Annotated in this window: 28 protein-coding genes; 16 read left to right on the top strand and 12 right to left on the bottom strand. The window is 46.5% G+C overall.

The window, feature by feature from the left end; all coding sequences use genetic code 11:
- The first annotated feature begins 19 nt into the window (after positions 1 to 19).
- The 4 genes from ICN11_RS03745 (at position 20) to ICN11_RS03730 (ending at position 4,316) form a co-directional block, all read left to right on the top strand.
- The gene (locus ICN11_RS03745; protein ID WP_216229223.1) at positions 20 to 1,567 is read left to right on the top strand and encodes a UxaA family hydrolase; all 1,548 of its coding nucleotides are present in this window, start codon (positions 20 to 22) and stop codon (positions 1,565 to 1,567) included.
- Between the two features lie 131 nt (positions 1,568 to 1,698).
- Positions 1,699 to 2,679: a DnaJ C-terminal domain-containing protein gene (locus ICN11_RS03740; RefSeq protein ID WP_216229222.1), complete on the top strand. Its 981-nt coding sequence runs from the start codon at positions 1,699 to 1,701 to the stop codon at positions 2,677 to 2,679.
- 5 nt (positions 2,680 to 2,684) lie between these two features.
- Positions 2,685 to 3,002 carry a chaperone modulator CbpM gene (locus tag ICN11_RS03735; protein WP_216179234.1) on the top strand — a complete coding sequence of 106 codons (318 nt, stop codon included), beginning with the start codon at positions 2,685 to 2,687 and terminating at the stop codon, positions 3,000 to 3,002.
- Positions 3,003 to 3,008: 6 nt separating this feature from the next.
- Positions 3,009 to 4,316: an APC family permease gene (locus ICN11_RS03730; RefSeq protein ID WP_216229221.1), complete on the top strand. Its 1,308-nt coding sequence runs from the start codon at positions 3,009 to 3,011 to the stop codon at positions 4,314 to 4,316.
- Here ICN11_RS03730 and ICN11_RS03725 read toward each other — a convergent pair.
- Entirely contained in the window at positions 4,313 to 6,232 is a 1,920-nt protein-coding gene (locus ICN11_RS03725) for an ATP-binding cassette domain-containing protein (protein ID WP_216229220.1), read from the bottom strand. The two genes, ICN11_RS03730 and ICN11_RS03725, sit on opposite strands and share 4 nt — an antisense overlap.
- Before the next feature lie 101 nt (positions 6,233 to 6,333).
- Here ICN11_RS03725 and ICN11_RS03720 point away from each other — a divergent pair, with 101 nt between their 5' ends.
- Positions 6,334 to 6,930: an ATP-binding protein gene (locus ICN11_RS03720; RefSeq protein WP_216229219.1), complete on the top strand. Its 597-nt coding sequence runs from the start codon at positions 6,334 to 6,336 to the stop codon at positions 6,928 to 6,930.
- Between the two features lie 61 nt (positions 6,931 to 6,991).
- On the opposite strand, the gene ICN11_RS03715 is transcribed toward ICN11_RS03720, so the two are convergent.
- From ICN11_RS03715 to ICN11_RS03705, 3 genes are all read right to left on the bottom strand, one after another.
- Positions 6,992 to 7,618, bottom strand: coding sequence for an OmpW family protein (locus ICN11_RS03715; protein ID WP_216229218.1), 627 nt, complete (start codon positions 7,616 to 7,618; stop codon positions 6,992 to 6,994).
- A gap of 177 nt (positions 7,619 to 7,795) precedes the next feature.
- Positions 7,796 to 9,211, bottom strand: coding sequence for an oxygen-independent coproporphyrinogen III oxidase (hemN, locus tag ICN11_RS03710; RefSeq protein ID WP_216229217.1), 1,416 nt, complete (start codon positions 9,209 to 9,211; stop codon positions 7,796 to 7,798).
- Between the two features lie 19 nt (positions 9,212 to 9,230).
- Positions 9,231 to 10,841, bottom strand: coding sequence for an NAD(P)/FAD-dependent oxidoreductase (locus tag ICN11_RS03705; RefSeq protein WP_216229216.1), 1,611 nt, complete (start codon positions 10,839 to 10,841; stop codon positions 9,231 to 9,233).
- An 89-nt stretch (positions 10,842 to 10,930) separates the two neighbouring features.
- On the opposite strand from ICN11_RS03705, the gene ICN11_RS03700 reads away from it, so the two are divergent.
- Both ICN11_RS03700 and ICN11_RS03695 read left to right on the top strand, forming a co-directional pair.
- Positions 10,931 to 11,479 carry a YaeQ family protein gene (locus tag ICN11_RS03700; protein WP_216229215.1) on the top strand — a complete coding sequence of 183 codons (549 nt, stop codon included), beginning with the start codon at positions 10,931 to 10,933 and terminating at the stop codon, positions 11,477 to 11,479.
- Complete coding sequence (locus ICN11_RS03695) at positions 11,476 to 11,892, top strand: putative toxin-antitoxin system toxin component, PIN family (RefSeq protein ID WP_216229214.1); 417 nt, start codon at positions 11,476 to 11,478, stop codon at positions 11,890 to 11,892. The genes ICN11_RS03700 and ICN11_RS03695 overlap by 4 nt, the downstream gene beginning before the upstream one ends.
- Here the strand turns inward: ICN11_RS03695 and ICN11_RS03690 are convergent.
- Positions 11,882 to 12,898: an LLM class flavin-dependent oxidoreductase gene (locus ICN11_RS03690; RefSeq protein WP_216229213.1), complete on the bottom strand. Its 1,017-nt coding sequence runs from the start codon at positions 12,896 to 12,898 to the stop codon at positions 11,882 to 11,884. The two genes, ICN11_RS03695 and ICN11_RS03690, sit on opposite strands and share 11 nt — an antisense overlap.
- A 33-nt stretch (positions 12,899 to 12,931) precedes the next feature.
- Here ICN11_RS03690 and ICN11_RS03685 point away from each other — a divergent pair, with 33 nt between their 5' ends.
- From ICN11_RS03685 to ICN11_RS03665, 5 genes are all read left to right on the top strand, one after another.
- Positions 12,932 to 13,153: a hypothetical protein gene (locus tag ICN11_RS03685; RefSeq protein WP_216229212.1), complete on the top strand. Its 222-nt coding sequence runs from the start codon at positions 12,932 to 12,934 to the stop codon at positions 13,151 to 13,153.
- Positions 13,154 to 13,174: 21 nt separating this feature from the next.
- Positions 13,175 to 13,378, top strand: a complete 204-nt coding sequence (locus tag ICN11_RS03680; protein ID WP_216229211.1) for a SlyX family protein — start codon at positions 13,175 to 13,177, stop codon at positions 13,376 to 13,378.
- Between the two features lie 68 nt (positions 13,379 to 13,446).
- Complete coding sequence (locus tag ICN11_RS03675; protein ID WP_255539875.1) at positions 13,447 to 13,779, top strand: type II toxin-antitoxin system RelE/ParE family toxin; 333 nt, start codon at positions 13,447 to 13,449, stop codon at positions 13,777 to 13,779.
- Entirely contained in the window at positions 13,776 to 14,081 is a 306-nt protein-coding gene (locus tag ICN11_RS03670; RefSeq protein WP_216229210.1) for a helix-turn-helix domain-containing protein, read from the top strand. Before ICN11_RS03675 ends, ICN11_RS03670 begins: the two co-directional genes overlap by 4 nt.
- Before the next feature lie 64 nt (positions 14,082 to 14,145).
- Positions 14,146 to 14,493: a phage holin family protein gene (locus ICN11_RS03665; RefSeq protein WP_216229209.1), complete on the top strand. Its 348-nt coding sequence runs from the start codon at positions 14,146 to 14,148 to the stop codon at positions 14,491 to 14,493.
- A 3-nt stretch (positions 14,494 to 14,496) separates the two neighbouring features.
- On the opposite strand, the gene ICN11_RS03660 is transcribed toward ICN11_RS03665, so the two are convergent.
- Positions 14,497 to 16,314: an AsmA family protein gene (locus ICN11_RS03660; protein ID WP_216229208.1), complete on the bottom strand. Its 1,818-nt coding sequence runs from the start codon at positions 16,312 to 16,314 to the stop codon at positions 14,497 to 14,499.
- Positions 16,315 to 16,388: 74 nt separating this feature from the next.
- Here ICN11_RS03660 and ICN11_RS03655 point away from each other — a divergent pair, with 74 nt between their 5' ends.
- Positions 16,389 to 16,736 (top strand): zinc ribbon domain-containing protein YjdM, encoded by a 348-nt coding sequence (locus ICN11_RS03655; RefSeq protein ID WP_216229207.1) that lies wholly within the window; start codon positions 16,389 to 16,391, stop codon positions 16,734 to 16,736.
- 53 nt (positions 16,737 to 16,789) lie between these two features.
- On the opposite strand, the gene ICN11_RS03650 is transcribed toward ICN11_RS03655, so the two are convergent.
- A complete protein-coding gene (locus ICN11_RS03650; RefSeq protein ID WP_216229206.1) occupies positions 16,790 to 17,008 on the bottom strand; it encodes a YdcH family protein in 219 nt (72 codons plus the stop codon).
- Between the two features lie 229 nt (positions 17,009 to 17,237).
- Here ICN11_RS03650 and ICN11_RS03645 point away from each other — a divergent pair, with 229 nt between their 5' ends.
- Positions 17,238 to 18,128 (top strand): hypothetical protein, encoded by an 891-nt coding sequence (locus tag ICN11_RS03645; protein ID WP_216229205.1) that lies wholly within the window; start codon positions 17,238 to 17,240, stop codon positions 18,126 to 18,128.
- A gap of 11 nt (positions 18,129 to 18,139) precedes the next feature.
- Here ICN11_RS03645 and ICN11_RS03640 read toward each other — a convergent pair whose 3' ends face one another.
- The 3 genes from ICN11_RS03640 to ICN11_RS03630 form a co-directional block, all read right to left on the bottom strand.
- Positions 18,140 to 18,409, bottom strand: a complete 270-nt coding sequence (locus ICN11_RS03640; RefSeq protein ID WP_216229204.1) for a hypothetical protein — start codon at positions 18,407 to 18,409, stop codon at positions 18,140 to 18,142.
- A gap of 66 nt (positions 18,410 to 18,475) precedes the next feature.
- Positions 18,476 to 19,471, bottom strand: coding sequence for an extracellular solute-binding protein (locus ICN11_RS03635; RefSeq protein ID WP_255539886.1), 996 nt, complete (start codon positions 19,469 to 19,471; stop codon positions 18,476 to 18,478).
- 122 nt (positions 19,472 to 19,593) lie between these two features.
- Entirely contained in the window at positions 19,594 to 21,150 is a 1,557-nt protein-coding gene (locus ICN11_RS03630; RefSeq protein WP_216229202.1) for an iron ABC transporter permease, read from the bottom strand.
- A gap of 81 nt (positions 21,151 to 21,231) precedes the next feature.
- Here ICN11_RS03630 and ICN11_RS03625 point away from each other — a divergent pair, with 81 nt between their 5' ends.
- A complete protein-coding gene (locus ICN11_RS03625) occupies positions 21,232 to 22,302 on the top strand; it encodes an ABC transporter ATP-binding protein (RefSeq protein WP_216229201.1) in 1,071 nt (356 codons plus the stop codon).
- A gap of 45 nt (positions 22,303 to 22,347) precedes the next feature.
- Positions 22,348 to 22,878 (top strand): YggT family protein, encoded by a 531-nt coding sequence (locus ICN11_RS03620; RefSeq protein ID WP_216229200.1) that lies wholly within the window; start codon positions 22,348 to 22,350, stop codon positions 22,876 to 22,878.
- Between the two features lie 4 nt (positions 22,879 to 22,882).
- Here the strand turns inward: ICN11_RS03620 and recQ are convergent, their stop codons facing one another.
- The gene (gene recQ / locus ICN11_RS03615) at positions 22,883 to 24,724 is read right to left on the bottom strand and encodes a DNA helicase RecQ (RefSeq protein WP_216229199.1); all 1,842 of its coding nucleotides are present in this window, start codon (positions 24,722 to 24,724) and stop codon (positions 22,883 to 22,885) included.
- Positions 24,725 to 24,795: 71 nt separating this feature from the next.
- Positions 24,796 to 24,891: IS3 family transposase (locus ICN11_RS03610; protein WP_216217816.1), on the bottom strand; the 96-nt coding region annotated here is incomplete at its 5' end.

Raw genomic sequence — 24,891 nt, 5'->3', positions numbered from 1 at the left:
TCAATTTGAAGACACCCCCATGATCGAGATTTCAGAAAAGCGCCTAATTGGCCCCATTATTCGCCTTCATCCAAATGACAACATCGTCGTTGCAAGGGTGGATGTAGCGATTGGTGAAGCGGTGCCAAGCGAGAATTTCACCAGTCGCAGTCAGGTTCCCGCAGGCTACAAAATTGCGAGCAAAAAAATTGCAAAAGGCGAGCCCATCCTAAAATACAACGTGACCGTGGGATTTGCCAATACCGATATTGAAGCTGGCACCATGGTTCATAGCCACAACACTGAGTTTCGTGAATTCGATCGCGACTATGCCTATGCCAGCGAATACAAACCCACCGCCCTTCTGCCAGAATCTGAACGCGCAACATTCCAAGGTTACGTCCGCGCAAATGGGAAAGTGGGTACTCGTAACTTCATTGGCATCCTGTCCACAGTCAATTGCTCTGCAACGGTCGTCAATAAAATAGCGGAATGGTTTACGCCTGAACGCTTAAAAGACTTTCCCAATATTGATGGTGTTGTCGCCTTTAGTCATGGCATTGGTTGCGGCATGGAAATGAGTGGTGAACCAATGCAACTGCTACGTAGAACGATGGCGGGCTATGCACAGCACCCCAACCTCGCCGCCGCCCTGATCATTGGCTTAGGTTGTGAGCGCAATCAGCTCAAAGGATTGATGGAACAAGAGGCTCTGCAGGAAAACTCTACCTTGCATACCTTCATCATGCAAGAAACTGGTGGCACACGCAAAACTATTGAGGCAGGAATTGAAGCTGTCAAAGCACTTCTTCCTGAAGCTAATAAGGCAAAGCGTCAGACCGTGTCTGCAAGCCATCTTTGTGTTGGCTTGCAATGTGGTGGATCAGATGGATTCTCCTCAATTACAGCGAACCCAGCCTTAGGCGCCGCGATTGATATTTTGTCTCGCCATGGTGGCACGGGCATCCTTTCTGAAACACCGGAGATTTATGGTGTTGAACACACGCTCACTCGTAGAGCAGCGGGCAAAGCCATTGGTGAAAAATTAATCCAGCGTATTCGTTGGTGGAAAGATGAGTACTCTGTTGGTCGCGATGTTCAAATTAACGGGCAAGTTAGCCCCGGAAATCAAATCGGTGGCCTAGCCAATATCTTTGAAAAGTCACTTGGCTCCTCCATGAAAGGCGGCACTGGTCCTTTAATGGAAGTCTATCGATATGCAGAGCCAGTAACAGCCAAAGGTTTTGTATTTATGGACACGCCAGGTTTTGATCCTGTCTCCGCAACCGGTCAAATTGCTGGTGGCGCAAATCTGATTGCATTCACTACGGGACGTGGCTCCATGTTTGGATCAAAGCCGGCTCCTTGCATCAAGCTTGCCACCAATACACCGATGTATGAGCGGCTTACCGAAGATATGGACATCAATTGTGGTGAGATCTTGGATGGCACCGTTTCAGTTCAGGAGATGGGACAACGTATATTTGAACTATTCCTCAGAACAGCCTCAGGAGAGGCCTCTAAAAGCGAATTATTAGGTCTGGGAGATTATGAGTTTGTGCCTTGGCAAATCGGGGTAATGAGTTAAACCCAGTTGCAGCTAAAGATCGGTAAAGGCGGGCAAAATGCCCGCTTTTGCTTTGCCCGAAAGAAGCTAGAAATCGCTGCTGAGGACTGTAGAATTGAGCTTGTTGATTTAATCAGGAATTCATTGGGATTATGAAATTCAGGGACTACTACGAAACACTCGGCGTGGCGCGTGGCGCAACCGAAGCAGAGATTAAAGCGGCTTACCGCAAGCTGGCTCGCAAATACCACCCGGACGTGAATAAAGAAGCTGGTGCTGAAGAGCAATTCAAGGCGGTCGGTGAGGCCTATTCCGTTCTTAAAGATACCGAAAAGCGTGCAGCCTATGATCGCATGGGTGCCAATTGGAAGAATGGTCAAGACTTCACTCCACCACCAAATTGGAATGAAGGATTTGAATACTCTGATGGCAACTTTGGTGGTGGTCATGGTGGATTTGGTGGTGGCTACGAAGGTGATCAAAGTGAATTCTTTGAATCACTCTTTGGTAGAGGTCGGCATCGTCAAGGCGGTCGTGGTGGCAACCCACGACAAGGCATGGACTTCAAAGGCCAAGATCATCACGCCAAAATATTGATTGATCTTCCCGATGCCTACAATGGCGCAAAACGCACCATTGCCTTGCACATGCCAACTCAAGATGCCAACGGGCATGTCAGCACACAAGAGCGCAAATTGGATGTCAGCATTCCAAAGGGCATTAAGGCCGGACAAAATTTACGCTTAGCTGGCCAAGGTGGTCCGGGTATGGGCTCTGGTGCCGCAGGCGACCTATATCTTGAAATCGATTTCCACCCAAATCCAATTTACCGCATAGATGGCAAAGACGTTTATCTTGATCTGCCACTTGCCCCATGGGAAGCTGCCCTCGGGACAACCGTCAACATCCCCACCCCGTCAGGCTCTACTTTGGAATTAAAGATTCCAGCTGGGACAGCAGCAGGTCGCAAGATGCGACTCAAAGAAAAAGGAATCCCCAGCAAAGAAGCTGGTGACCTATATGTAGTGCCTAACATTGTTTTACCCGGTGCCGATACCGATGCGCAGAAAGAGGCTTATGAAGCACTAGAGAAAGCTTTTGATTTCAACCCTAGAACCCACCTGAAGGGATGATGAATATGACACAAACACAAATCACCTGGATTGAAGGCAGTCTTGTTGAAGAAGAGGTGCATATGAGCATTGTGGAGATTTCACAAGCTACACGCGCACCAGAGGATCTCATCATGTCTTGGGTAACCGAAGGCGTTCTAAGCCCCACCGGCTCATCTCCAGAAGATTGGCGCTTTAGTGGAGATTCACTTCAGCGCGCAAAAACTGCCGCACATCTTGCCCATGACTTGGAACTCAATACTCCTGGGGTTGCTTTAGCGCTCGATCTCTTAGATGAAATCACCCGCTTACGCAGCCAACTGCTGCGCACGAACTTAGGTTAAGCGCCATTGAGCTCAGACTTACTTAAACGCAATCCCAAACAAACCAAGGGTATTAGTCTTTTTTCTGCGACCGCACTAGGCATCGGCGGGATGATGGGCGCAGGCCTCTATTCCCTGCTTGGCTTAGCAAGTTCGCATGCAGGCACTCATGTGCCACTCGCTTTTCTGATTGGCGCTATTGCAGCCTCTTTCTCAGTCTATTCTTACGCAAAACTCGGCGCCGCCTATCCAAGTAGTGGCGGAGCTGCCACTTTTACGGTAATGAGTTTTGGACCTGGAATTATTTCTGGCGGCATCAATCTATTTCAATATATCGCCTACTTAATTGCTGCCGCCCTATACGCGGCTGGCTTTGTCGAATACACCAATACACTTTTTGGCGGCAATCTCTCGCCCATTCTCCTGAAATGCATTACTGCGGCAATCATCTTGATTTGTACATTTCTAAATCTTCTCGGGCCTAGCCTGGTTGGCAAGGCTGAAGCATTTGCCATTGGACTGGTTGTGATTAGCCTTTTAGTCTTTTCAGCAATGGGATTTAATCATGCAGACTTCAAGAGTTATCACATGGCTGGAGGCTCCATAGAGGGAATAGCGGTGGCAGCTGGCATTCTCTATATTAATTTCCAAGGCTTTGGCGTGGTAACCAACTCTTCATCAGCAATGCAGAGTCCGCAAAAAGAATTGCCTCTAGCAATGTTTTCCGCACTGATCTTAGTGACGATTGCCTATCTAGCAGTGAGTATGGCCGTTGTGATACTGATGCCCCTCAATGTCATTCAATTAGATAATGGGCACGTACTAGCTGATGCGGCAAAATTAGTGGCAGGCAAGCTTGGACTTATTGTCATTAGCATTTCGGCATTGCTCGCCTGTGCTGCAGCGGTCAATGCTACTATTTTTGCAGCCTCCAATATTGCAGCTGACCTTGCAGAAAAGCACGAAGTCTCTAGCGCCCTGGGGAATACCGTACTAAAGAGCAATCTTCATGCGCTTACCATCTCATCGCTTGGCGTCATTGTCTTGGCCTTAATTTTCCCTTTGAGTGAAGTGGGTCAAATGGCTAGCCTCGCTTTTCTATTGGTTTATGCGGTGATTACCTACGGACATATTCGCGTACACAGACTGACTGGAGCGAACCCAAAAATTCTGTGGTGTGCGATTGCAATCAATCTAGGTCTATTCACTGCGCTACTAATGAATACGATGAAGACTGCGCCATCTAGCGCTATCGCCCTACTGATTGCTCTTGTAGCCTCTTTTGGACTTGAGGCATTGTCACGGCTCAAATCCAAGCGTCTCAAGTTACATTAAGATTCCGAGCGACTTAGTAGTAACTCCCAGCGCTGCAGTTTGATATCGAGATCAGCAGTGATTTCAGATAGACGCGCTTGCATACTGGCAGCTAATTCAGGCTCATTTTTATAGAGATCAGGGTTGCTCATCGCAATCCCAATATCCGCCTGCTCTGTCTCCAAAGTTTCGATCTGCAAAGGCAAGACCTCTAACTCCTGACGCTCTTTACCGTTGAGTTTTTGCACCCCAGCCTTTGCAGCTACAGGCTTAGCTTCAACTTTAGACTCAATTTTTACATCTTGCTTTGGTTCAGCCTTAGCACCACCATTTGCTGCACGAATCTTGTCTGAGCGCGCCTTCTGAATCTTCCAGTCCTCGTAGCCACCCTCATACTCGCGCCAGAATCCATCACCCTCATTAGCAATGATGCTGGTAACTACGTTATCCAAGAAGTAACGATCATGACTAACCAAGAACACGGTGCCCTTATAGTCCTGCAACAGCTGCTCAAGCAAATCAAGGGTATCAATATCCAAGTCATTGGTTGGCTCATCCAGAACCAAGACGTTTGCAGGGCGTGCAAATAAGCGCGCCAATAATAAGCGGTTCCGCTCTCCACCGGACAAAGTACTTACTGGTGAATTGGTGCGCTCTGGTGCAAATAAGAAATCGCTTAAATAACTCTTAACATGTTTCTTATTGCCATTGATTTCGATCCACTCACTGCCTGGGCTAATGTAATCTTCAAGTGAAGCATTGAGATCAAGACCTTCGCGCATCTGATCAAAATAGGCCACTTCAATACGGGTACCCATTGTTGCCGTACCGGAGTCTGGCGCAATCGTTCCGAGAATCAATTTAAGGAGCGTAGTCTTACCGGCGCCGTTGGGGCCAAGTAAACCCACTTTATCGCCACGCAAAATCGTTGCTGTGAAATCCTTCACAATTGGGCGATCGTAAGACTTAGAGACATTCTGAAGGTCGGCAACAATCTTGCCGCTTCTATCACCAGCAGACACTGCTAGCTTGACCTGCCCAACCGCGTCACGTCTTTGTGAACGTGTTGTGCGAAGCGCTTCGAGACGGGCAATACGGGCAACGCTACGAGTACGTCTCGCCTCAACGCCTTTACGAATCCAGACCTCTTCTTGAGCAAGCAATTTATCCGCTCGAGCATTAGCCAAAGACTCGGAATTCATTTCTTGGTCTTTTAATACTTCGTAGGCCGAGAAGTTACCTGGATAGGTACGCAAGATACCGCGATCAAGTTCAACAATCTGCGTACAAACGTTATCCAAGAAAGCGCGATCATGGGTAATTAGAATGACAGAGCCTTTGTATTCTTTAAGCAAGTCTTCCAACCATGAGATTGAATCTAAGTCCAAATGGTTGGTGGGCTCATCCAATAGCAGGACCTCTGGCATCTCTACCAGAGCGCGAGCTAATGCAACACGCTTCTTAGTTCCGCCCGATAAAGTATTGATTTTGACCTCAGCCTCTAGATGCAGACGATCTAAAGTTTCGTGAACGCGCTGCTCCCAATTCCAACCGCTTAAGGCCTCTAATTGGGATTGCACTTCATCTAAGCGATGGTGAGCCGCATCATCCCACTCCCCAACGCTGAGAGCTTCATATTCTTCGCGCAGAGCCTTGGCTTGAGCTACGCCTTTGGATACCGCATCAAACACTGTCTCCTCAGCTTCAAATATCGGCTCTTGAGGAACATAGGCAATTCGGAGGCCTTGCTGATATTGCAGCAAGCCATCATCCATTTTTTCTATACCAGCCAAGATCTTCAACAAGGAAGATTTGCCCGTGCCATTGCGGCCAATTAAGCCAACCCGCTCCCCAGATTCCAATGAGAAAGCAGTATTTGCGAGGAGGTCAACGTGGCCAAAAGCCAGTTTTGCATCAGTGAGTACGATTAAAGCCATGGCGACATTATCGTCACTTCACCCAAAGGTGGAATATTTTCAATAAACATGGGATTGAGAAGTAGAATTTACTCAAGCAATATCTCCAAATAAAGCGATAAATGACCTGTAAGCTCAGTCCCAGCGCTCCTCGACTTATCCTCTTTGCCGGCCATGCAGGCACTGGTAAAAGTACGCTAGCTAAAAAAGCGCTTCCCCTAATCGTGGAGAGGACGGGTGAAAACTTTTTCTTTTTAGATAAAGATACGGTCTATGGCGCCTATAGCGCCCATGTCATGGAGTTAACTACTAATAATCCCAATGATCGGGATAGCCCCTTCTATCTCCAAAACCTGAGAGATTGGGAATACGCCGGATTGATTGCTATCGCTAAAGAAAATCTCCAACTGGGTGTCAACGTCATCCTAGTAGGGCCATTCTCTAGTGAAATCCAAAGTGGTCGAATGTTCAATGCTGAAGAGCTAGGAGTGCCCAGTGTATCCAGCATCAAAATCGCCTGGATAGATCTCGATGAGAGCGAAGCAAAGAGTCGCATGGAGAAGCGCGCAGACCCAAGGGATGAATACAAACTTCAACACTGGGAGCAATACACCAAGCGCAGAGTAGAACCACCAGAACATATCGCCATACAGCGCTTTGACAATTTACATTTCGATGAAGGGAAGTTCGAGAAATTAATCGATCACCTTATTCAATAAAGAGCAGACAAAAAAATAGAGCCCCTAAGGGGCTCCATCTCAAGAACTAAGAACTGAATTCTTAGAACTTGTAAGTCACGCCAACGGCTGGCATCCAAGGATTTAAAGTCAACTTACCGACATTTGCTCCATTGGATGTTGTCGTTACGTTTGTAGACATTGTTGCGTATTTAAGGTCAACGTTTAAACCCCAATTTTTATCAAACATGTAATCCATACCAATTTGACCGACAGCTCCGAAACTGGAATTATCTACAGAATATGTACCATTACCCAAATTGTTGCGACTACTGAAGATTGTATAGTTCACGCCAGCACCAACATAAGGCTTAAACGCACCAAAATCGGTGAAGTGGTACTGAAGCAAAAGTGATGGTGGTAACGCTTTAATCGTACCCAACTTATCGCCACCCACATCAATTTGAACGGTTTGTGGATAAGTCAACACCAACTCAGCAGCGATATTTTTAGTAAAGAAATATGAAATATCGAGCTCAGGAATAATTTGATCTTTTGCTTTTACATTGGCGCCTTGAACAACACTACCTGACTGACCATTAGTCCAAAGTAAATCAACAGCGCGTACACGAACCATCCATGGATTTTCGCTTGAAGATTGAGCTTGAGCGGCGATTGGAGCTAATGAAGCTACTGCTGCCATGGCTGCTACTAGAGTTTTAATACGCATGATGTACCCCTTTTCTGTTATCAATTTGATGAATCTATTTTCAAATTGAAGATGGGGTTTGAATTTGATGCAAATCAAATTCATGGGGTGCTGAAATTTTTTATTGGCTTTAAAGCAACACTGTTTCGATGAGTTTTTGATCTAGATCAAATCGATCAATTTTTGATGCTTATTCGATCAAAGAACTTTGGAATAAGTGCCTTTAGCCTGAGATTCCCTCAGATGACGATCAAAGGTCATGGCTACGCGCCTAGCCAAGAGCCTGCCTTTAATCGGTACGACCATCTTGGCGCCCTGCCACTCTAGGAGGCCAGCCTCCTCTAGGCGCTTTAGCTCCTCAATTTCTGTATTGAAGTAACTTGGGAACTCGATTTGATGGGATTTGGCAAAAAGCTCGGTATCCAGAGCAAATTGGCACATCAACTCACCAATGAGTTCACGGCGCAGTAAATCATCCTTGTCCAGCTGCAGACCTCGGAGAGTGGGCAAATGGCCATCATCAATAGCTGCATAGTACTCATCTAGAGTTCGTACATTTTGCGAGTAACTATCGTCAACCTTGCCAATCGAAGAAATACCGAAAGCCAAGAGATCACACTCAGCTTGCGTGGAATAACCTTGAAAATTTCGATGGAGCTTGCCTTCTTTTTGCGCAATCGCTAACTCGTCATCCGGTTTAGCGAAGTGGTCCATGCCAATAAAAACATAGCCTACTTCACCAAGTCTTGCTATCGTGTTCGACAGAATATCTAACTTATCTGCAGCGCCCGGTAAATCTGCTTCAGCAATTCTGCGTTGTGGCTTGAAGATGTGCGGTAGATGGGCGTAGTTGTAAACCGAGAGGCGATCAGGATTCATTTTTAGAACGGCATCGACGGTTTCTTTAAAGGTCTCCGGTGTTTGCTTTGGCAAACCATAGATCAAATCAACGCTCCTGGATTTAAATCCATACTTCCTAGACCAATCCATTACTGCTTGAGTTTCTTCTATGGTCTGTACGCGATGCACCGCTTGCTGCACCTCGAGGTTGAAGTCTTGCACCCCGAGACTGATACGGTTAAAGCCCAACTCAGCAAGCAAGGCAATATCAGCCTCAGTCACCCGCCTTGGATCAATCTCAATCGAGTATTCGCCACCAGGAAGTAGATCGAAATGCTCACGCGTATGGTGCATCAACTCCGTCATCTCTTCGTGAGATAAAAATGTTGGCGTGCCGCCACCCCAATGTAGCTGAGTTACTGGTATTTTTTTCTGAGCACCCATGGCGGTACAAACCATTGCCATCTCTTTAGCTAAATACTTGATGTATTTAGCGCTTCGACCATGGTCTTTGGTGATGATTTTGTTGCAACCACAGTAGTAACAAATATTGGGACAGAACGGCAAATGAAAATACAGGGATAGCGGCTCATTGACTTTGGCTACACGCTTCAAAGCGCTTAAATAATCAGCCTCACAAAACTCATTGTGAAAGCGATCGGCACTAGGGTAAGAGGTGTAGCGCGGCCCATTGATATCAAACTTCTGCAATAACTCCGGATGAAAAAGTACTTCTTTTTCAGTTGGGGTAGAAGCAGACGCTACAGAGCTCATCAGGAATCAACTTATTGAATTATTTGGAAAGGCAGTCAAGCGCGACTGCTTCTGCTACTTTAATCCCATCAACTCCAGCAGACAATATTCCACCGGCATAACCAGCACCCTCACCTGCAGGATAAAGACCTTTGATGTTCAGACTCTGAAAATTAGCGCCTCGAGTAATCCGCAAAGGAGAAGATGTACGGGTCTCAATGCCAGTCAATACCGCATCCTTCATTGAAAAGCCTTTGATCTGCTTTTCAAAGGCAGGGATCGCCTCTCGGATTGCCTCAATTGCATACGCAGGTAAAGCATCGGCAAGGTCTGTTAGGTGAACACCAGGCTTATAGGAAGGTATGACAGAGCCAAAGTCGGTGGAAGCCCTGCCAGCTAAAAAGTCTCCCACCAATTGGCCTGGGGCTTCGTAGGTAGATCCGCCTAATTCATACGCCTTGGACTCTAACGCCCTTTGAAACTCAATACCTGCTAGCGGACCGCCCGGATAGTCTTCAGGGGTAATGCCAACAACGATACCGGCATTGGCATTACGCTCATTACGAGAATATTGACTCATCCCGTTCGTCACGACGCGATTAGGCTCGGAGGTGGCAGCAACTACAGTTCCTCCTGGGCACATACAAAAACTATAGACTGCACGGCCATTCTTGGCGTGGTGGACTAACTTGTAATCAGCGGCGCCTATCAACTCATTACCAGCGTGTGGCCCCAAGCGTGCCTTGTCGATCAAAGATTGTGGATGCTCAATACGAAAGCCTACTGAAAAGGGTTTTGCCTCCATATAGACGCCAGCCGCATGCAATGCCTCAAAGGTATCGCGAGCACTATGGCCCAAAGCGAGCACCACATGGCTGGCAGGCAAATCTGGATGCCCCTCAATCTTGACTCCAGTAATGTGATCATTCTGAATATCAAAGCCAATGACCTTTTGTGAAAAGCGAATCTCTCCACCAAGCTCAATAATTTCTTGGCGCATTCTTTCGACAACGCCAACCAATCGGAAGGTGCCAATGTGCGGCTTAGCCACATAACGAATTTCCTCTGGGGCGCCTGCTTTGATAAATTCAGCAATGACCTTGCGACCGTAGAACTTCGGATCTTTAATCTGGCTATAAAGCTTGCCATCGGAGAACGTGCCCGCTCCACCCTCACCAAACTGCACATTCGATTCTGGATTCAGGATATTCTTGCGCCATAAGCCCCAAGTATCTTGCGTGCGCTCACGTACTGGTTTGCCACGTTCCAATACGATGGGTTTAAAGCCCATCTGCGCCAACACCAAAGCAGCAAAAATTCCGCAGGGACCAAATCCAATGATGACAGGGCGTTCAAAGCCTGGGTTTTTCACCTGCGAGGCGTTGGCAACGAAGTGGTAACTTGTATCTGGGGATGGTCTTACGTGAATGTCATTCGCAAACTGCTTGAGCAATTTGTCTTCATCTTTTACCGATAAATCGACGGTATAGATAAACGCAAGAGCGACATTTTTTCTCGCGTCGTAGCTACGCTTAAAAACATCAGTCCGAATCAAATCTTGGGCCTGAATATTCAAGCGCTTCAAGATCGCCTCCTCCAATGCCTCAGGGGCATGGTGAATGGGCAGGCGAAGTTCGGTAATACGGATCATGGGGCTCTACGATACACAGTAAATCAGGGTAATTTTCTAAATAATACTGGGAGATCTGGCTTACCCCCTTTTAAAGGCGATAATGCGCCATGGCTCTACGCGCAACTATCCACAAAGCCGACCTCCACGTCGCAGACTCTGACCGCCACTATTACGGCAGTCATTCCCTCACTATCGCCAAGCACCCCTCTGAGACTGAAGAGCGGATGATGGTTCGTATCATCGCCTTTGCCCTCCAAGCCCAGGAAGATTTGGCTTTTACCAAAGGCTTGAGCGATACCGATGAGCCCGACCTCTGGGTTAAGGACCTCACAGACGCCATCAAACTTTGGATTGAAGTCGGCCAACCTGATGAGCGACGCATTCTCAAAGCCTGTGGCCGATCCGATCAAGTTATCGTCTATTGCTATGGTGGACACACTAGCAAAATTTGGTGGGATGGCATTGCGAATAAGCTGACTCGTGCACGCAATCTACAGGTGATCTCCATCCCAGCAGAGCAAGCTAAAGAACTGAATAAGCTAGTGGAGCGTAGCATGGTTATCCATGTCAATATTCAAGATGGAGAGGCTTACGTTTCTTCGGATAAGGGTCAAGTCACCATCACCCCAGAAATCTGGCGCAATCAACAGCAATGAAAGCGGTAGTTTTAGACACCAATATCTTGCTAGATATTTTTGCCTTTAATGACGAGCGAGCGAGCAATCTGAAACAAGCAATTGTGGATGGCAGCGTTCCTGCAGTTGCTAGTCAAAAGACTTTATTCGAGTTTGCCGACGTCATCTCGCGCCCCCTCTTTAAGCTCGATGAAGTAACTCAAGCAGCAATTTTTGATCAATGGCAATCCCTCGCACGGCAGCATGACGATTCAAACCTAGCTACTGCGCCCTGGAAATGCCAAGACCCCGATGATCAGATCTTCTTGGATCTAGCCTATCAATTCAGGCCAGCGATACTCATCAGCAAAGACAATGCCCTGCTCCACATCGCCAGTCGAGCTGCTCAAGACGATATTCTGATTACCAGCGACTACAACGCCTTTAGACTTTAGAGTTAAAGCGCAAACCCTTGGCCGCTTCAGCAGCAATTTCAAACGACCTCAAGCGCGCCTGATGATCATAAATTTGGCCTGTGATAATAATTTCGTTAGCGCCAGTTTGATCGAGCCAATACTGCATCTCTTTTCTCACCGTTTCCAAAGACCCAACAGCAGAGCAGCGTAAAGCGTGTGAGGCAGTAGTTTTTTCGTGTGGCTCACAGAAGTCATCTAAATTTTCAATCGGTGGCGGTAATTGCCCGCGAGTATTCCGATGCATGCGAATGAGATTCTGCTGCAAAGTGGTGAAAAGATGAGCGGCCTCTTCATCAGCATCGGCAGCAACTACATTCATCACAAATGCAGAATAAGGCTTACTTAACTTATCGGATGGTTTAAATAGTTCGCGATAGGCAGTCATTGCATCGAGCAACTGCTCTGGTGCAAAGTGCGAGGCAAATGCATAGGGCAAGCCAAAGTGGGCCGCCAATTGAGCGCCATACAAACTGGATCCCAGGATCCAAATGGGTACTTGAGTATCAGCCCCCGGAATAGCCTTTACTGCTTGCCCCTCCTGAATAGGGCCAAAGTAATGTTGCAGCTCTCGCACATCCTGCGGAAAGCGATCATCACTTCCCAATAAATCTCGCCGTAAGGCTCTAGCCGTCATTTGGTCAGTGCCTGGCGCACGTCCTAAGCCCAACTCAATCCTGCCAGGATAGATAGACGCCAAAGTGCCAAATTGCTCTGCGATGACTAGTGGGGCATGGTTTGGCAACATCACACCGCCAGACCCAACCAGAATGGTTTTGGTACCTCCAGCTATATAACCAACTAAGACTGCAGTAGCAGAGCTAGCATTACCTGTCATATTGTGATGCTCGGCCACCCAATAGCGGGTATAGCCCAAAGCCTCAGCATGCTGAGCAACATCTAATGAGTTACGCAAGGCATCACCAGCAGTAAATCCCTGCGGGATTGGAGATATATCTAGAATGGAGTACGGGACAGAATTTGTCATACGTAGATCATACTGAGAAAGCACTTTTTTGACATGAGCAAACCAAAAATGACAGATGCCGATGATGGACTATTTAAGCCGGGAAGCAAGCTAAGACACATTAAGACGGGTGGCTTTTATAAGGTAGTGCTGCTCGCCAATGTTGAAGCCAACCTAGAGCCAGCCTATGTATACGAATCACTCCAGTCACATGACTTTTGGATCAGACCAAAAGCAGAAATGGAAGATGGTCGATTTGAATTAGTTGATGCTTAAGATAAAGAGAGAAGAATTGAAATGACTGAAGATCGCATCGCTAACCTTGAAATTAAACTCAGCTTTACTGAAGATTTGATTGATCAACTAAACCAAACCATCTACAAGCAACAGCAGCAGATTGAATTTCTATATCGCGAACTTAAATCCATTAAGGAGCAAGCCAGCAGTGGCGATGGGGCAGTTAATAACAGCCCAAAGGATGAAATTCCCCCTCATTATTAAAGCCCTTGATTTATTGCTGGTTAAGTTATATCATTTTTAGCATATATCATTATTGATATAATTTATGGATGACCATATGGACCGTATACACCCTAAACTCCACTGTTGACCTAGAGTTGGAGGCTCTGCCAACAGATATTAGAAGTCGCTTTGTGAGGGTTTCTGGGTTACTTGAGCAGTTTGGCCCCCAGGATGTCGGAATGCCTCACATCAAGTCTTTGGGGGATAAGTTATGGGAAATACGCATCTCCGGCAGAGACGGAATTGCAAGAGGAATTTATATCTACGGCAGCGCAAAGAGAATTATCGTTTTACATGTATTCATCAAGAAGACCCAGAAAACTCCATCGGCAGCTTTAGAAATAGCAACAAGAAGAGCAAAACAGGCAAACTTAATATGACCAAAATCTCGAATTTACATAAAAAGTGGATTAAAAATCCCGAGTACAAAAAAGCCTATGATGAATCTCGCGTGGAATTTGAGGTTGCCCAAGAGATTATCGAGGCACGCATGAAAAGCGGGTTATCCCAGGGGGAGTTGGCCTCTCTGATGAGCACCTCTCAATCCGCAATTGCAAGGCTTGAAAGCGGCGCCGGACTTCCCTCCCTGAGAACTCTGACCAAATTGGCGGCAGCAACTAACACTCATATTGAAATTCACTTTAAGCCAATTAAAAACTCAAAGCAAAAGCTAGCTGCCTAATGTCTCACCTAAAATCAGTTACGATTAAAGTTAATTTCAAAAATTATCAAAAAGGACGCTCGTCATGGGTAACTTAGTACCATTTTTAGTCCAGTGGGGGTTAACCTCTTTATCCCTCTGGGTCGCCAGCTACCTTTTTAGCGGCTTACGCTTTGCTGATGGTGGCTCACTATTAATTGCCGCCCTACTGCTCGGATTTGCCAATGCCGTCGTAAAACCCTTATTGATTCTCTTTACTCTGCCGCTGACTGTTCTCACCATGGGATTGTTTCTGTTGGTAGTCAATGCATTGGTGCTAATGCTAGTGTCTGCAGTGGTCAGTGGCTTTACTATCTCCAGCTTCTGGACAGCGTTCTTTGCCAGTATCTTTATTTCTTTATTCAGCCTTTTTATCAGCGGAATAGTGTTTTAAGAATTACTCCGCCCCAGCATAGATATCTGACCAGGGGTGGAGTGCATCGCGACAAGGATGGCCTTTAGAGGTCATTGATCTCGCATTCTCAGCCAAAATACTTGCGCCTCCAGTCAAAAATCCAAGTCCAATGGAAACGGCGCTGTTCACAACGCCGGCTTGATTAATGCCTGCCTTAGGGTTTGATAGCGTGCCGCCCATCTTTACTAGCCCTGCTAAATCAAGACCAGTAGTCAGACCCGATTTTTCCTGAGGATCAATCGTGAGATTAACTGTCTCTGTTTTTAGATTTATAGAACCAGCTAACACTACATTCAATCTATCGGTTTCAGCGCCAACTGTATTGGCTATATTGATCTGGCCATTACTAATTGGTAGATAGGCGACCGCGCATTCTAAAACTGTTTGACTCGTTTTCTTGCGCATTGGATTCATGGAATCTAAGAGCGTGACCACGAAGTCACCAGCATCATTCAAAAAATTGGTGCCCATTTGAGCTTGATTAATACTCCATTGAATTTTGCCATTCGAATTACCCGCCATTTGATGCAGGCTAGCTCCAGATGTCTTGATATCAAACGCCAACCTCATGGCACCCCCGCTGACCTTGGAGCTAGGGTCAAGCCTAGCTAATAAACTTTCCAGCGTGAAATCCTTTGTCACACCTTTGGCTGCGAATGTCGGATTTGCTGCATCAAATCCTGAGAGCTTAATCTGTAAATCAGCACCTCCCCTGCCCATCTGAAAAGTCAGATTTGGGATATCAATTTCATTACCATTTAGCTGCAAAGTAGCTTGAAGATTTTCAATTGGCTTCCGCTTTGGTAGGCCCAAGGCCGCAATGTCGATGACTACCTTCCCTTTAGCTTGAGGTAGAGCATCAAAAGGAATAGCCTCGCTACTAAACAAGTATTTGGATTGTGGCTTTGTCGGTTGACGCACCACTTGATCCGACTTAACCGCATTTGAAGCTTGAGCGGGTGGATTGGCAGTAGCGCTCAAGTTAGGCCAATCAAAAGCTTTTGAGCTCAAGGTTAAATTGATCGTGGGCACAGCTTTGGGGGGCTTGCTTACCTCACCCTTAATCGATAGGGTCTTGCCATTCATAGCGAGATTAAGGTCGAGTGGAAATTGCAACGATGAAGTATCCGACTGCTTCAGTAACTTAGAAAATGAGCCTGTTTTTCCACTGAGCTCTAGAGCTTGACCCTGGGCTTGCATATTGAGTGAGATGCTGGATTTATCCCCACTCTCCGTTAATGAAAAACGTTTGATTTGATAATTGGAGATTGCGCCAAAAGGATCTTGATATTGAATCTGGGTATCCGCAACAGAAACGCTATCCATGTAGATCAAATTATTACCAACTGAAGGGGTGTCTGCATTGTCACCACTAGAACCAGGGGTTGTATTGGGTGAGTCTGTGCTCATATCCCAATTCACCTTGCCTGATGCATTTTTTTGAAGACGTAACTCAAGACCAGCAAGCTTGACACTACCAACCTCAATGCGCTTACTGAGTAGCGGCAGCATCTTAATATTCAAATCAATGCGATTGAGAGTCAGCATCTCAGGATTGGATGCCCAAGTTGCATTACTTAAGCTCAAGCGCTCTGCCGAAACTGAAATTCCCGGGAAAAAACTTAAGCTCACAGGTCCGCTGATTTTTAAATCCCTGCCTGTAGCGGACTTCACCGAAGTGGTGAGTAATTTGGTTAATTGCACTGGGTCAACTGCTGAGCTTGCGTACCACACCCCCGCCGCAAGCAGGACAATTACCCCACCTAGAGCTCCGACGATGATCTTGACTGTTTTATTCATTGATAACTGATTCTAAATTACCGAGCTGTTCGTAGACTAAAATTCATGCTTACATGACTTTTTAAGTACCACTGATGAATACCACCACTAATCTTCCAAAATGCCCAGCCTGCCAAGAGGATATGACCTACCCTGACGGGGACAACTTTGTTTGTGCCCAATGTGGCCATGAGTGGCCGATGACGGCCGCTGCAGAAGAAGATGAAGGAGCTCTGATTGTGAAGGATGCCAACGGTAATTTGCTGGCTGATGGCGATACGGTCACCCTCATTAAGGATCTAAAGGTTAAAGGATCATCCACAACACTCAAGGTTGGAACAAAGATCAAGGGAATCCGTCTGGTTTCCGGTGATCATGAGGTGGACTGCAAAACAGAGGCCGGCAATATGTTGCTCAAAGCCTGCTTTTTGAAGAAAGCTTAAGTTTCAATTAAAGACCATCAGGCCCGAATATGGACTCCGATGGTCTACCAGCTTTAAGTCGCGCTGGCTTTTTTCAAGACCGCGTATAGCTGATCCTTCAATAACAGTTTTTCTTTTTTCAAAACCTCAATCTCCTCAGGGGTACTGGGTTCAGTGTGAGCCTCCATCCTTTGAATCTTTTGATCCAGATTGTTGTGCTTATCGAACAAATGTGAAAAGTGACGATCTGATGTTTTCAGCTTAGTAATTAACTCGCGATATTCAGGGAACATAGATTCTCTTTAGGTTGGGGTTATTCATGACTGCCACTCCAGTGTAGCAAGTTAGCGCTTAAATTCAAGCTCCCCACCCCTATTCAACACAGCTAAAAAACCATTGGAACTTGACCCTTGATATTGCAAGGTAAATCCCCATATAGGTATCAGCAAAAGTTGATAGAACTGAAGTAATATCAACTTGTGCGCTAAGCACATTAACTACCAATAGGAAGGGTAATAGACCATGGCTACAAAGAAGTCTCCAGCAAAAAAGAAAGTAGCTACTAAGGTGGTAAAAAAAGCCCCTGCAAAGAAAGCCGTTAAAAAAGTTGCCGCTAAGAAAGTGGTAGCCAAAAAGGCCGTAAAGAAGGTAGTGAAAAAACCAGCAACTAAAAAGCCTGTCGCCAAAAAAACGACTGCGAAAAAACCAGTAGCGAAGAAGGTGGTTAAAAAGGTAGCAGCTAAGAAGCCAGCAGCCAAAAAACCTGCTCCAAAGAAAGTTGCTAAGAAATCACCTAAGGCAGCTGCACCAAAGAAACTGAAAGTCGATCAGTATGGACTCGAGGAAGATGATGAGTTCTACGGCCTGTACTTTGCCAAGTCAACCAATAAGGGTTTGGTTGAAGTTAAACCTTGCACCTTCTCATTGATGTACTGGTGGAAAGGCCTGCTTGGCTATCCTGACATGATTGAGATCTCCAAAGACAGCAATACAGCAATGTTGCAATTTGAGTCCACCTTTGGTGGTGGCGATTCCGGTGAAACTGAGTTGACAGAAAAAGATGTGTTCGATGTTGACCACATTATTGAAGTCGATGAGCAAGAGCAGTTGGTTTCCCTATACTCTTACGTTCCAATCCCTGTTCCGGAAAAGCTCATTGGCGCACTTGGCCTCTCTATTCTGAATATCAACCCAGAAACTCGCTATGGCAGTCTAGAAATTTGCTCTACAGATAATGAAGAAGGTGAGAATGAACACTTCCTACGCTATCGTGCAGCAACTTATTTGCGTGGCGTGAAATCTGGCAAGGTTGAGGCTATTGAGAGCATGGTCACCAATGGCTCAGAGTTCTTTGGATTAGCTTTAGATGCAATGTGTGTAAACAAATCCATTAAGAAATGGCTGCTTAGCTAAGTAGTTTTAACTTAATAGGTATTACACACAAAAATGTAGGTCATAGGAAAGCGGTCGTTCACTGTTTTACGAGTTTCAACGATAGTGGCGCTTCGCTTTCCTAGCTTTTTACACTCCTCTGCTGCAGCCGCTTGAGCTTCAGTATCCTTAGCCGATTTTGGGGCATGCACCCCAACAGTTCCATCTGACTGCCGATAGACCCCAAACTCACTTGGCGGTGTTGAGCAAGCCAGCATAGCCATTGAGATGGCAATTACTACAACGCTCGAGATGATTTTCATTTAACAATCCGGATCTTTTGAAGAATGGGACCATTCTAGCCATTTTTGAAACCTAGCAAATGAATTTCATTTATACCCAACTCGATCAAGTAAGCGTTGCGCTGCAATTTGATTCTTGCCAATCGCCGCAATCGAAATGTTTTCGGCTTTGAAAGACCCCAACATTTTGAGTCCTTCATTTTCAATCTTGACCGACTTCACCACAGGCCACTCGTTATTACCATTGGCAAAATATTCTTGCGCCGAATCGCTAGCGAGGTATTCAAGAAACTGAATGGCAGCTTGTGAATGAGGTGCATTCTTAGCCACACCACCACCGGCAATATTGATGTGCGTGCCAGTAGTCTGCTGATTAGGCCAAACAAACCCAATCTTAGAAACAATGGCCTGGTCTTCTGGCTTCGTTGAACGTAAAAGCCTAACCAGGTAGTAAGAGTTTGTTAAAGCCACCCCGCATTCGCCTGAAGCAACTGCCTTGATCTGATCCGTGTCACCACCTCTTGGAGGGCGAGCCATATTTGTCACCATCCCCTTAGCCCAATCTTCAGTAGCCGTCTCACCACGGCGCTCAATCATGGCACCAATCAAGGACAGCATGTATGGATGAGCGCCTGAGCGTGTACATACCTTACCCTTGTTCATGGGCTCAGCTAATTTCTCATAAGTGTCGACGTCTTGTGGATTTACTTTCGCCTTGTTATAGACCACGAGACGAGCTCTGGTCGAAAATCCAAACCAAGTTGATCCCTCTGAATCAGGCTTAGAACGAAGGTTTGCTGGAATGCGGTTCTCTAAATACTTTGAGTGAATAGGTTTAAAGAATCCGTCAATCTGCGCACGCCACAATCGCGCAGCATCGACCATCAAAATCACATCCGCCGGACTATTGGCACCTTCGCTTTTCAGTCTCTCAGCCAGCGCATTATCGTCAGCCTCAATACGATTAATCTTGATGCCCGTCTTCTTAGTGAAATCGCTATAGAGCGCTTCGTCTGTTTGGTAGTGACGAGCGGAATAGAGATTCAACTCTTTGACTTCTTGAGCATGTAATGGCAAAGCCATAAAGCTACTCAGCACCAATAAGGTTGCGACTAGGAACTTGTGAATTACTTGGGTTGCCATTGCTGTATTTACGATCAAAATTAGAGTAAATCTAATTTATCACAAATACGAATGATTATCAATTAAGATTTGGAGATGACCCTGGAAAGTAGTAGCACCGGGAAAAGCCCAACTAAAACAATGGTTAAGGACGGTAGGGCCAATTCAGCAAGACGCTCATCAGCAGCTAGCTGGTAAGTGGCAACAGCCAAGGTATCAAAGTTAAAGGGGCGCAATAGGAGTGTTGCTGGTAACTCCTTCATCACGTCCACAAAGACAAAGAGGCCAGCAGTCAGCAGACTTCGCTTAAGCAAGGGAATGTGTACCCGCTTCAGAATCTGCCCCTTAGAAAGCCCAAGCAGTGCTGCTGATGCATCCATAGAGGGCGTGATACGCGCAAGCCCCGCCTCTACACTTTGCAAGCTGGAAGAAAGAAAACGTACCAAGTAAGCGTAGATCAGCACTAACATGCTGGCAGACATCCACCAAGCAAGCTGAAATATCTCCAGGAAGGAGAGGATGCCGATGGCCAATACCGCACCAGGCAAGGCATAACCAAAACCTAGCAATCGATTTACCCAGCTCAAGCGTGCATTCATTCGCACTGAGTAAGCAAAGAATATGGCGAGCGCAACTGATATTAATGCAGTCAGAATCGAAACAGAAACAGAATTACTTAACCAATCAAGATAACGAATATCAATCGTGAGGCCTTGCTTGAAAAGTAATTGTAGGAGCGCAAATGCTGGCAACAAAAATCCACACAGGAGCGTAGCGCCACAAAATGCAAAAGCAAAAAAGGCTTTATTACCTTTTAGAGTCTTAGCTAACGGCTTGCCACGTGATGAAGAGGCATAACGCAATTTTGATCGACTACTTTGCTCAATAAAGAAGATCAGCAAGACAAAACTTAAAAGGCCTAAGGCAAGCTGCACGGCCGCCACCCGGTCGCCAAAAGAAAGCCAGGCCTTAAAGATGCCGGTTGCAAAAGTCTGCACACCAAAGTAAGACACCGCGCCAAAATCTGCTAAGACTTCCATGAGTGCCAAAGCCATGCCAGCAAAAATGGCCGGTCTTGCCATCGGCAATACCAACTTCACAAATCCTTGAAGTGGGCTGTAGCCCAGGGTTTCTGAAGCCTCAATCAATCGGCCACTGCGTTCTAAAAATGCAGTACGCGTAATCAGGTAGACATAAGGAAAGAGGCAAAAGGAAAAGGACCAAATAGCCCCACTCAGGGATCTTGGGTCCGGAAAGAACCAAAGTGAATCCATTCCCAGTAATACACGAAGCGTGCTCTGTATGGGTCCTGAAAATTGCAAGAGATCTACAAACAGGTAAGCCATGACATAAGTGGGTACAGCTAAAGGCAGAATGAGTGCCCACTCAAATATTTTCTTACCAGGGAAGTCGTAGCTAGCAATGATCCAGGCATTACCCACCCCAAGAACAAATACCCCTACTCCAACGCCAAGAATAAGCACCAAGGTTGAGGCAATATATCCACCCAACACAAAGTTCCAGAGATGAGCGAGAGTGCCAGTAGCTAATTGATCATTTCCGGGAAATAGGAAAGGCGCTGCCAAGCCAAATAGGGGCAAAAATAACAGCAGGGCAAGTGGCGCGACAATACGATTCATGAAATCGGCAATCCGTTTAGACTCTAGCTATGCATTAAACCACCAGCATTGAATACAAGCATTAATGGGAAAATTATAGGGATGAACTCCGCTCACGCACTGCTCTCGATCCAAGGACTTGAAATCGACTACCCAAGTCGGGATGGGCAAGGTCGTGTCACTGCAGTTAAAGACCTCAAGCTCAATCTTGCCCCAGGAGAGATTGGCTGTTTATTGGGATCGTCTGGTTGCGGTAAATCTACCGTCTTGAGGGCAATTTGTGGGTTTGAGCCTGTTAAAGCCGGAGAAATCCTCCTCCGCGATCAGGTCGTGAGCTCCGCCTCCATCCACCTCCCACCAAACCAAAGAAAAGTAGGCATGGTCTTTCAGGACTTCGCCCTCTTCCCTCATCTCAACGTTTTAGAGAATATTGCTTTTGGCTTGCAACGCTTACCAAGCAAACAAAGATCTTCCGTGGCGCTGGAGTGGCTCAAACGAGTATCCCTCGCAGATAAAGCCGATGCTTATCCTCATGAGCTCAGTGGTGGGCAGCAGCAACGTGTGGCACTAGCGAGGGCAATGGCTCCAGAGCCAGATTTAATTTTGCTAGATGAGCCCTTCTCCAGTTTGGACATTGAACTTAGAGAGCGTCTTGCAGGCGAGATGCGGGAGATCCTTAAGGCCAATAACATTACTGCCCTACTCGTAACTCATGATCAGTTTGAGGCTTTTGCAATTGCAGATAAAGTCGGCGTGATGACAGATGGCAAAGTGTTGCAGTGGGATAGTCCATACGAGCTTTATCACAAACCAGCCAATCGTTACATCGCCGACTTCATTGGTCGCGGCGTATTTGTTAAGGGTGTCGTACAAGCCAACAACAAAGTCAACATTGAGTTGGGTGAACTCGATTTAGAGGAAGACCGCAGCAAAGAAGTTGGAAAAGAAATCGACGTCCTCTTACGAGCTGATGATATTCAGCATGATGACAACAGCGCCTTGCTAGCAGAGGTTGTGCGCAAGACCTTTAGAGGTGCTGACTTTTTATATACACTCAAGCTAGCATCTGGAACTGAAATTTTTGCTTTTGTACCCAGCCACCATGATCACGCGATTGGTGAAAAGATTGGCATACATCTGGTAGCTGATCACGTCGTGACGTTTAGCGAATAAAACATTCCTTTAAAAGACCCAAAGATCACTATGCTGATACAAATCATGAATCTTCTCCTTCAAGTGCTAGTAAGCATCGTGGCTGGAGCCTGCCTGCTAAGGTGCTATCTTCAGTGGCTCGCATTTAATCTAGGCTCAGGCCAAAGCAGAACTATTGGCGCATACGTTCTTCCACTAAGCAATTGGATCGTGATCCCACTCCGTAGACTTATCCCAAGTATTGGCCGCTTTGATGTGGCTAGTTTTTTAGCCGCCTATCTACTCATTGCTGGAAAAACAGCAATACTTTTTCTGATCTCTGGAGCCGATCTAGCTAACGCCTTATGGCTTCTCCTAGCTTTGATTGACTTAGCAGATCTGATTCTTTCAGGATTAGTTGGCTTGGTTTTGGCGAGTGTCATTCTCTCGTGGATTGGTGCAGGGACTCAAATTCAGTTCTTAGTGTCGCTATTAGTTGACCCCCTACTTGCCCCCATCAGGAAGGCAATGCCTAACATTGGGGCCTTAGATCTATCACCCCTGGTATTGCTACTGATTCTGCAAGTACTTCAGATTGTGGTGGGCAATCTTAGGTAGTGCATTAAGCCTTATTTGATTCTAGATTTTCCCGAATCACTTTAATAAAGTGTTCTCCATAGCGCTCTAACTTAGCTTGCCCCACCCCACCTATACGACTGAATTGATCTAAGGTAGATGGCGTAGATTGAACCATCTCCAGCAAAGTGCTGTCATGAAAAATCACATAAGGCGGCACCCCTTGTTCGCGCGCTAACTCAGTACGCTTAGCCTTGAGCGCCTCCCATAGGTTTTCATCTGCAATGTTGCTAAAGGGGTGTGTAGAACTCTTTCTTGCCCCAGTCTTCGTAGCCTTACTCTTGGAGTAACCCGTTTCTTTTCGCAGCCAAACCTCTTGCTCTCCACGTAGCACCGGCAAAGCAATGTCATCCACTAGCTTTAAGCCACCGTGCAACGCAATATCAGCATCCAAGTAACCACCTGCTACTAGTTGACGATAGACGCTATTCCACTGGGCCTGATTCAACTCTGCACCAATACCAAAAGTACTCACTTGCTCATGAAAAAATTGCTTCACTCTAGGAGTTACTTTTCCTAAGAGCACATCAATTAAATGGGTTACACCAAAACGCTGACCCGTTCGATAGACGCACGACAGTGCTTTTTGCACTTCGTGCGTGGCATTCCAGGTGGCCACTGGCTCTAGGCAGTTGTCGCAGTTACCACAGCTACCAGCATGCGTTTCTCCAAAGTAGCGCAAGATCGCTTGATGGCGGCATGTTGTGGATTCACAATAGCCTAGCAGGGCGTTGAGCTTTTGGCGCTCTACTCGCTTCCGCTCTTCAGAAGCTTCACCGCCATCCACCATTTGTCGTAGGCTAACTACATCCCCGAATCCGTAAGCCATCCAGGCATTTGCAGGCAAACCATCCCGCCCCGCCCGTCCAGTCTCTTGGTAGTAGCCTTCCATGCTTTTAGGTAGATCTAGATGCGCTACAAAGCGGACATTAGGCTTATCGATACCCATTCCGAAAGCTACGGTTGCAACCATAATGACGCCTTCTTCACGCAAGAAACGTTTTTGATTGGCGCTACGCATTTCAACACTCAAACCTGCGTGATATGGCATCGCATCCCATCCGCGATCTTGCAACCATTGCGCAGTTTCTTCCACACTGCGACGCGATAGGCAATAAATAATTCCTGAGTCATTGGCATGCTCGGCATTTAAAAAGTGCTCTAACTGTTGCTTAGCGCTCTGCTTTTGCAGCACTCGATACTTAATATTGGGACGATCAAAGCTAGAGACAAACTGCTCGGCAGACTCCAAGGAAAGGCGCTCCACAATTTCTGCTCGGGTAGGCGCATCCGCCGTCGCTGTTAAGGCGATACGAGGCACCTTCGGGAATCGCTCGTGCAAAACAGTGAGTTGGCGATATTCCGGACGGAAATCATGACCCCATTGTGAAACGCAGTGTGCCTCATCAATAGCGAACAAGGCAATTCCGGGGCCGGCATCAAGTCGATCAAGTATCGATAAAAAACCAGGATTCATCAGGCGCTCTGGCGCCACATAGATTAAGTCAAGATCGCCAGCCAGCAATTGGGTTGTCACCTGTTGAGAGGAGACCGCATCCAGGCTGGAGTTGAGAAACAAAGCCTTAACGCCTAACTGAGTTAACGCATCCACTTGATCTTGTATCAGTGCAATTAAGGGCGAAACCACCACCCCTACACCGCGGCGAACCAGCGAAGGAATCTGATAGCACAGCGATTTACCAGCGCCAGTAGGCATGAGGACCAAAGCATCCCCGCCTGCGACTACATGACCAACAATAGATTCTTGAGCACCTCGAAATTGATCAAAGCCAAAAACATCGTGAAGGACTTGGCGGCTCGATTGCAACAGTAATGCTCCTTTGAAATAAAAAAGCCCCACGTCATGGTGAACTGACCCACAAAAGTTGGACAGTTTAGTTAGGTTACCAGAAGGGATTGAGTTCGGTATTGCACTGGGCTCAATCCCTTTAGTTTTTGTTTGATCCGATCATGGTTGTAGTAGTGGATATATTC

The organism is Polynucleobacter sp. 78F-HAINBA (genome assembly GCF_018882325.1).
Lineage (GTDB): Bacteria > Pseudomonadota > Gammaproteobacteria > Burkholderiales > Burkholderiaceae > Polynucleobacter.
The sequence above is the reverse complement of the archived record's forward strand: the minus strand, read 5'-3'. Positions and strand labels throughout refer to the sequence as shown.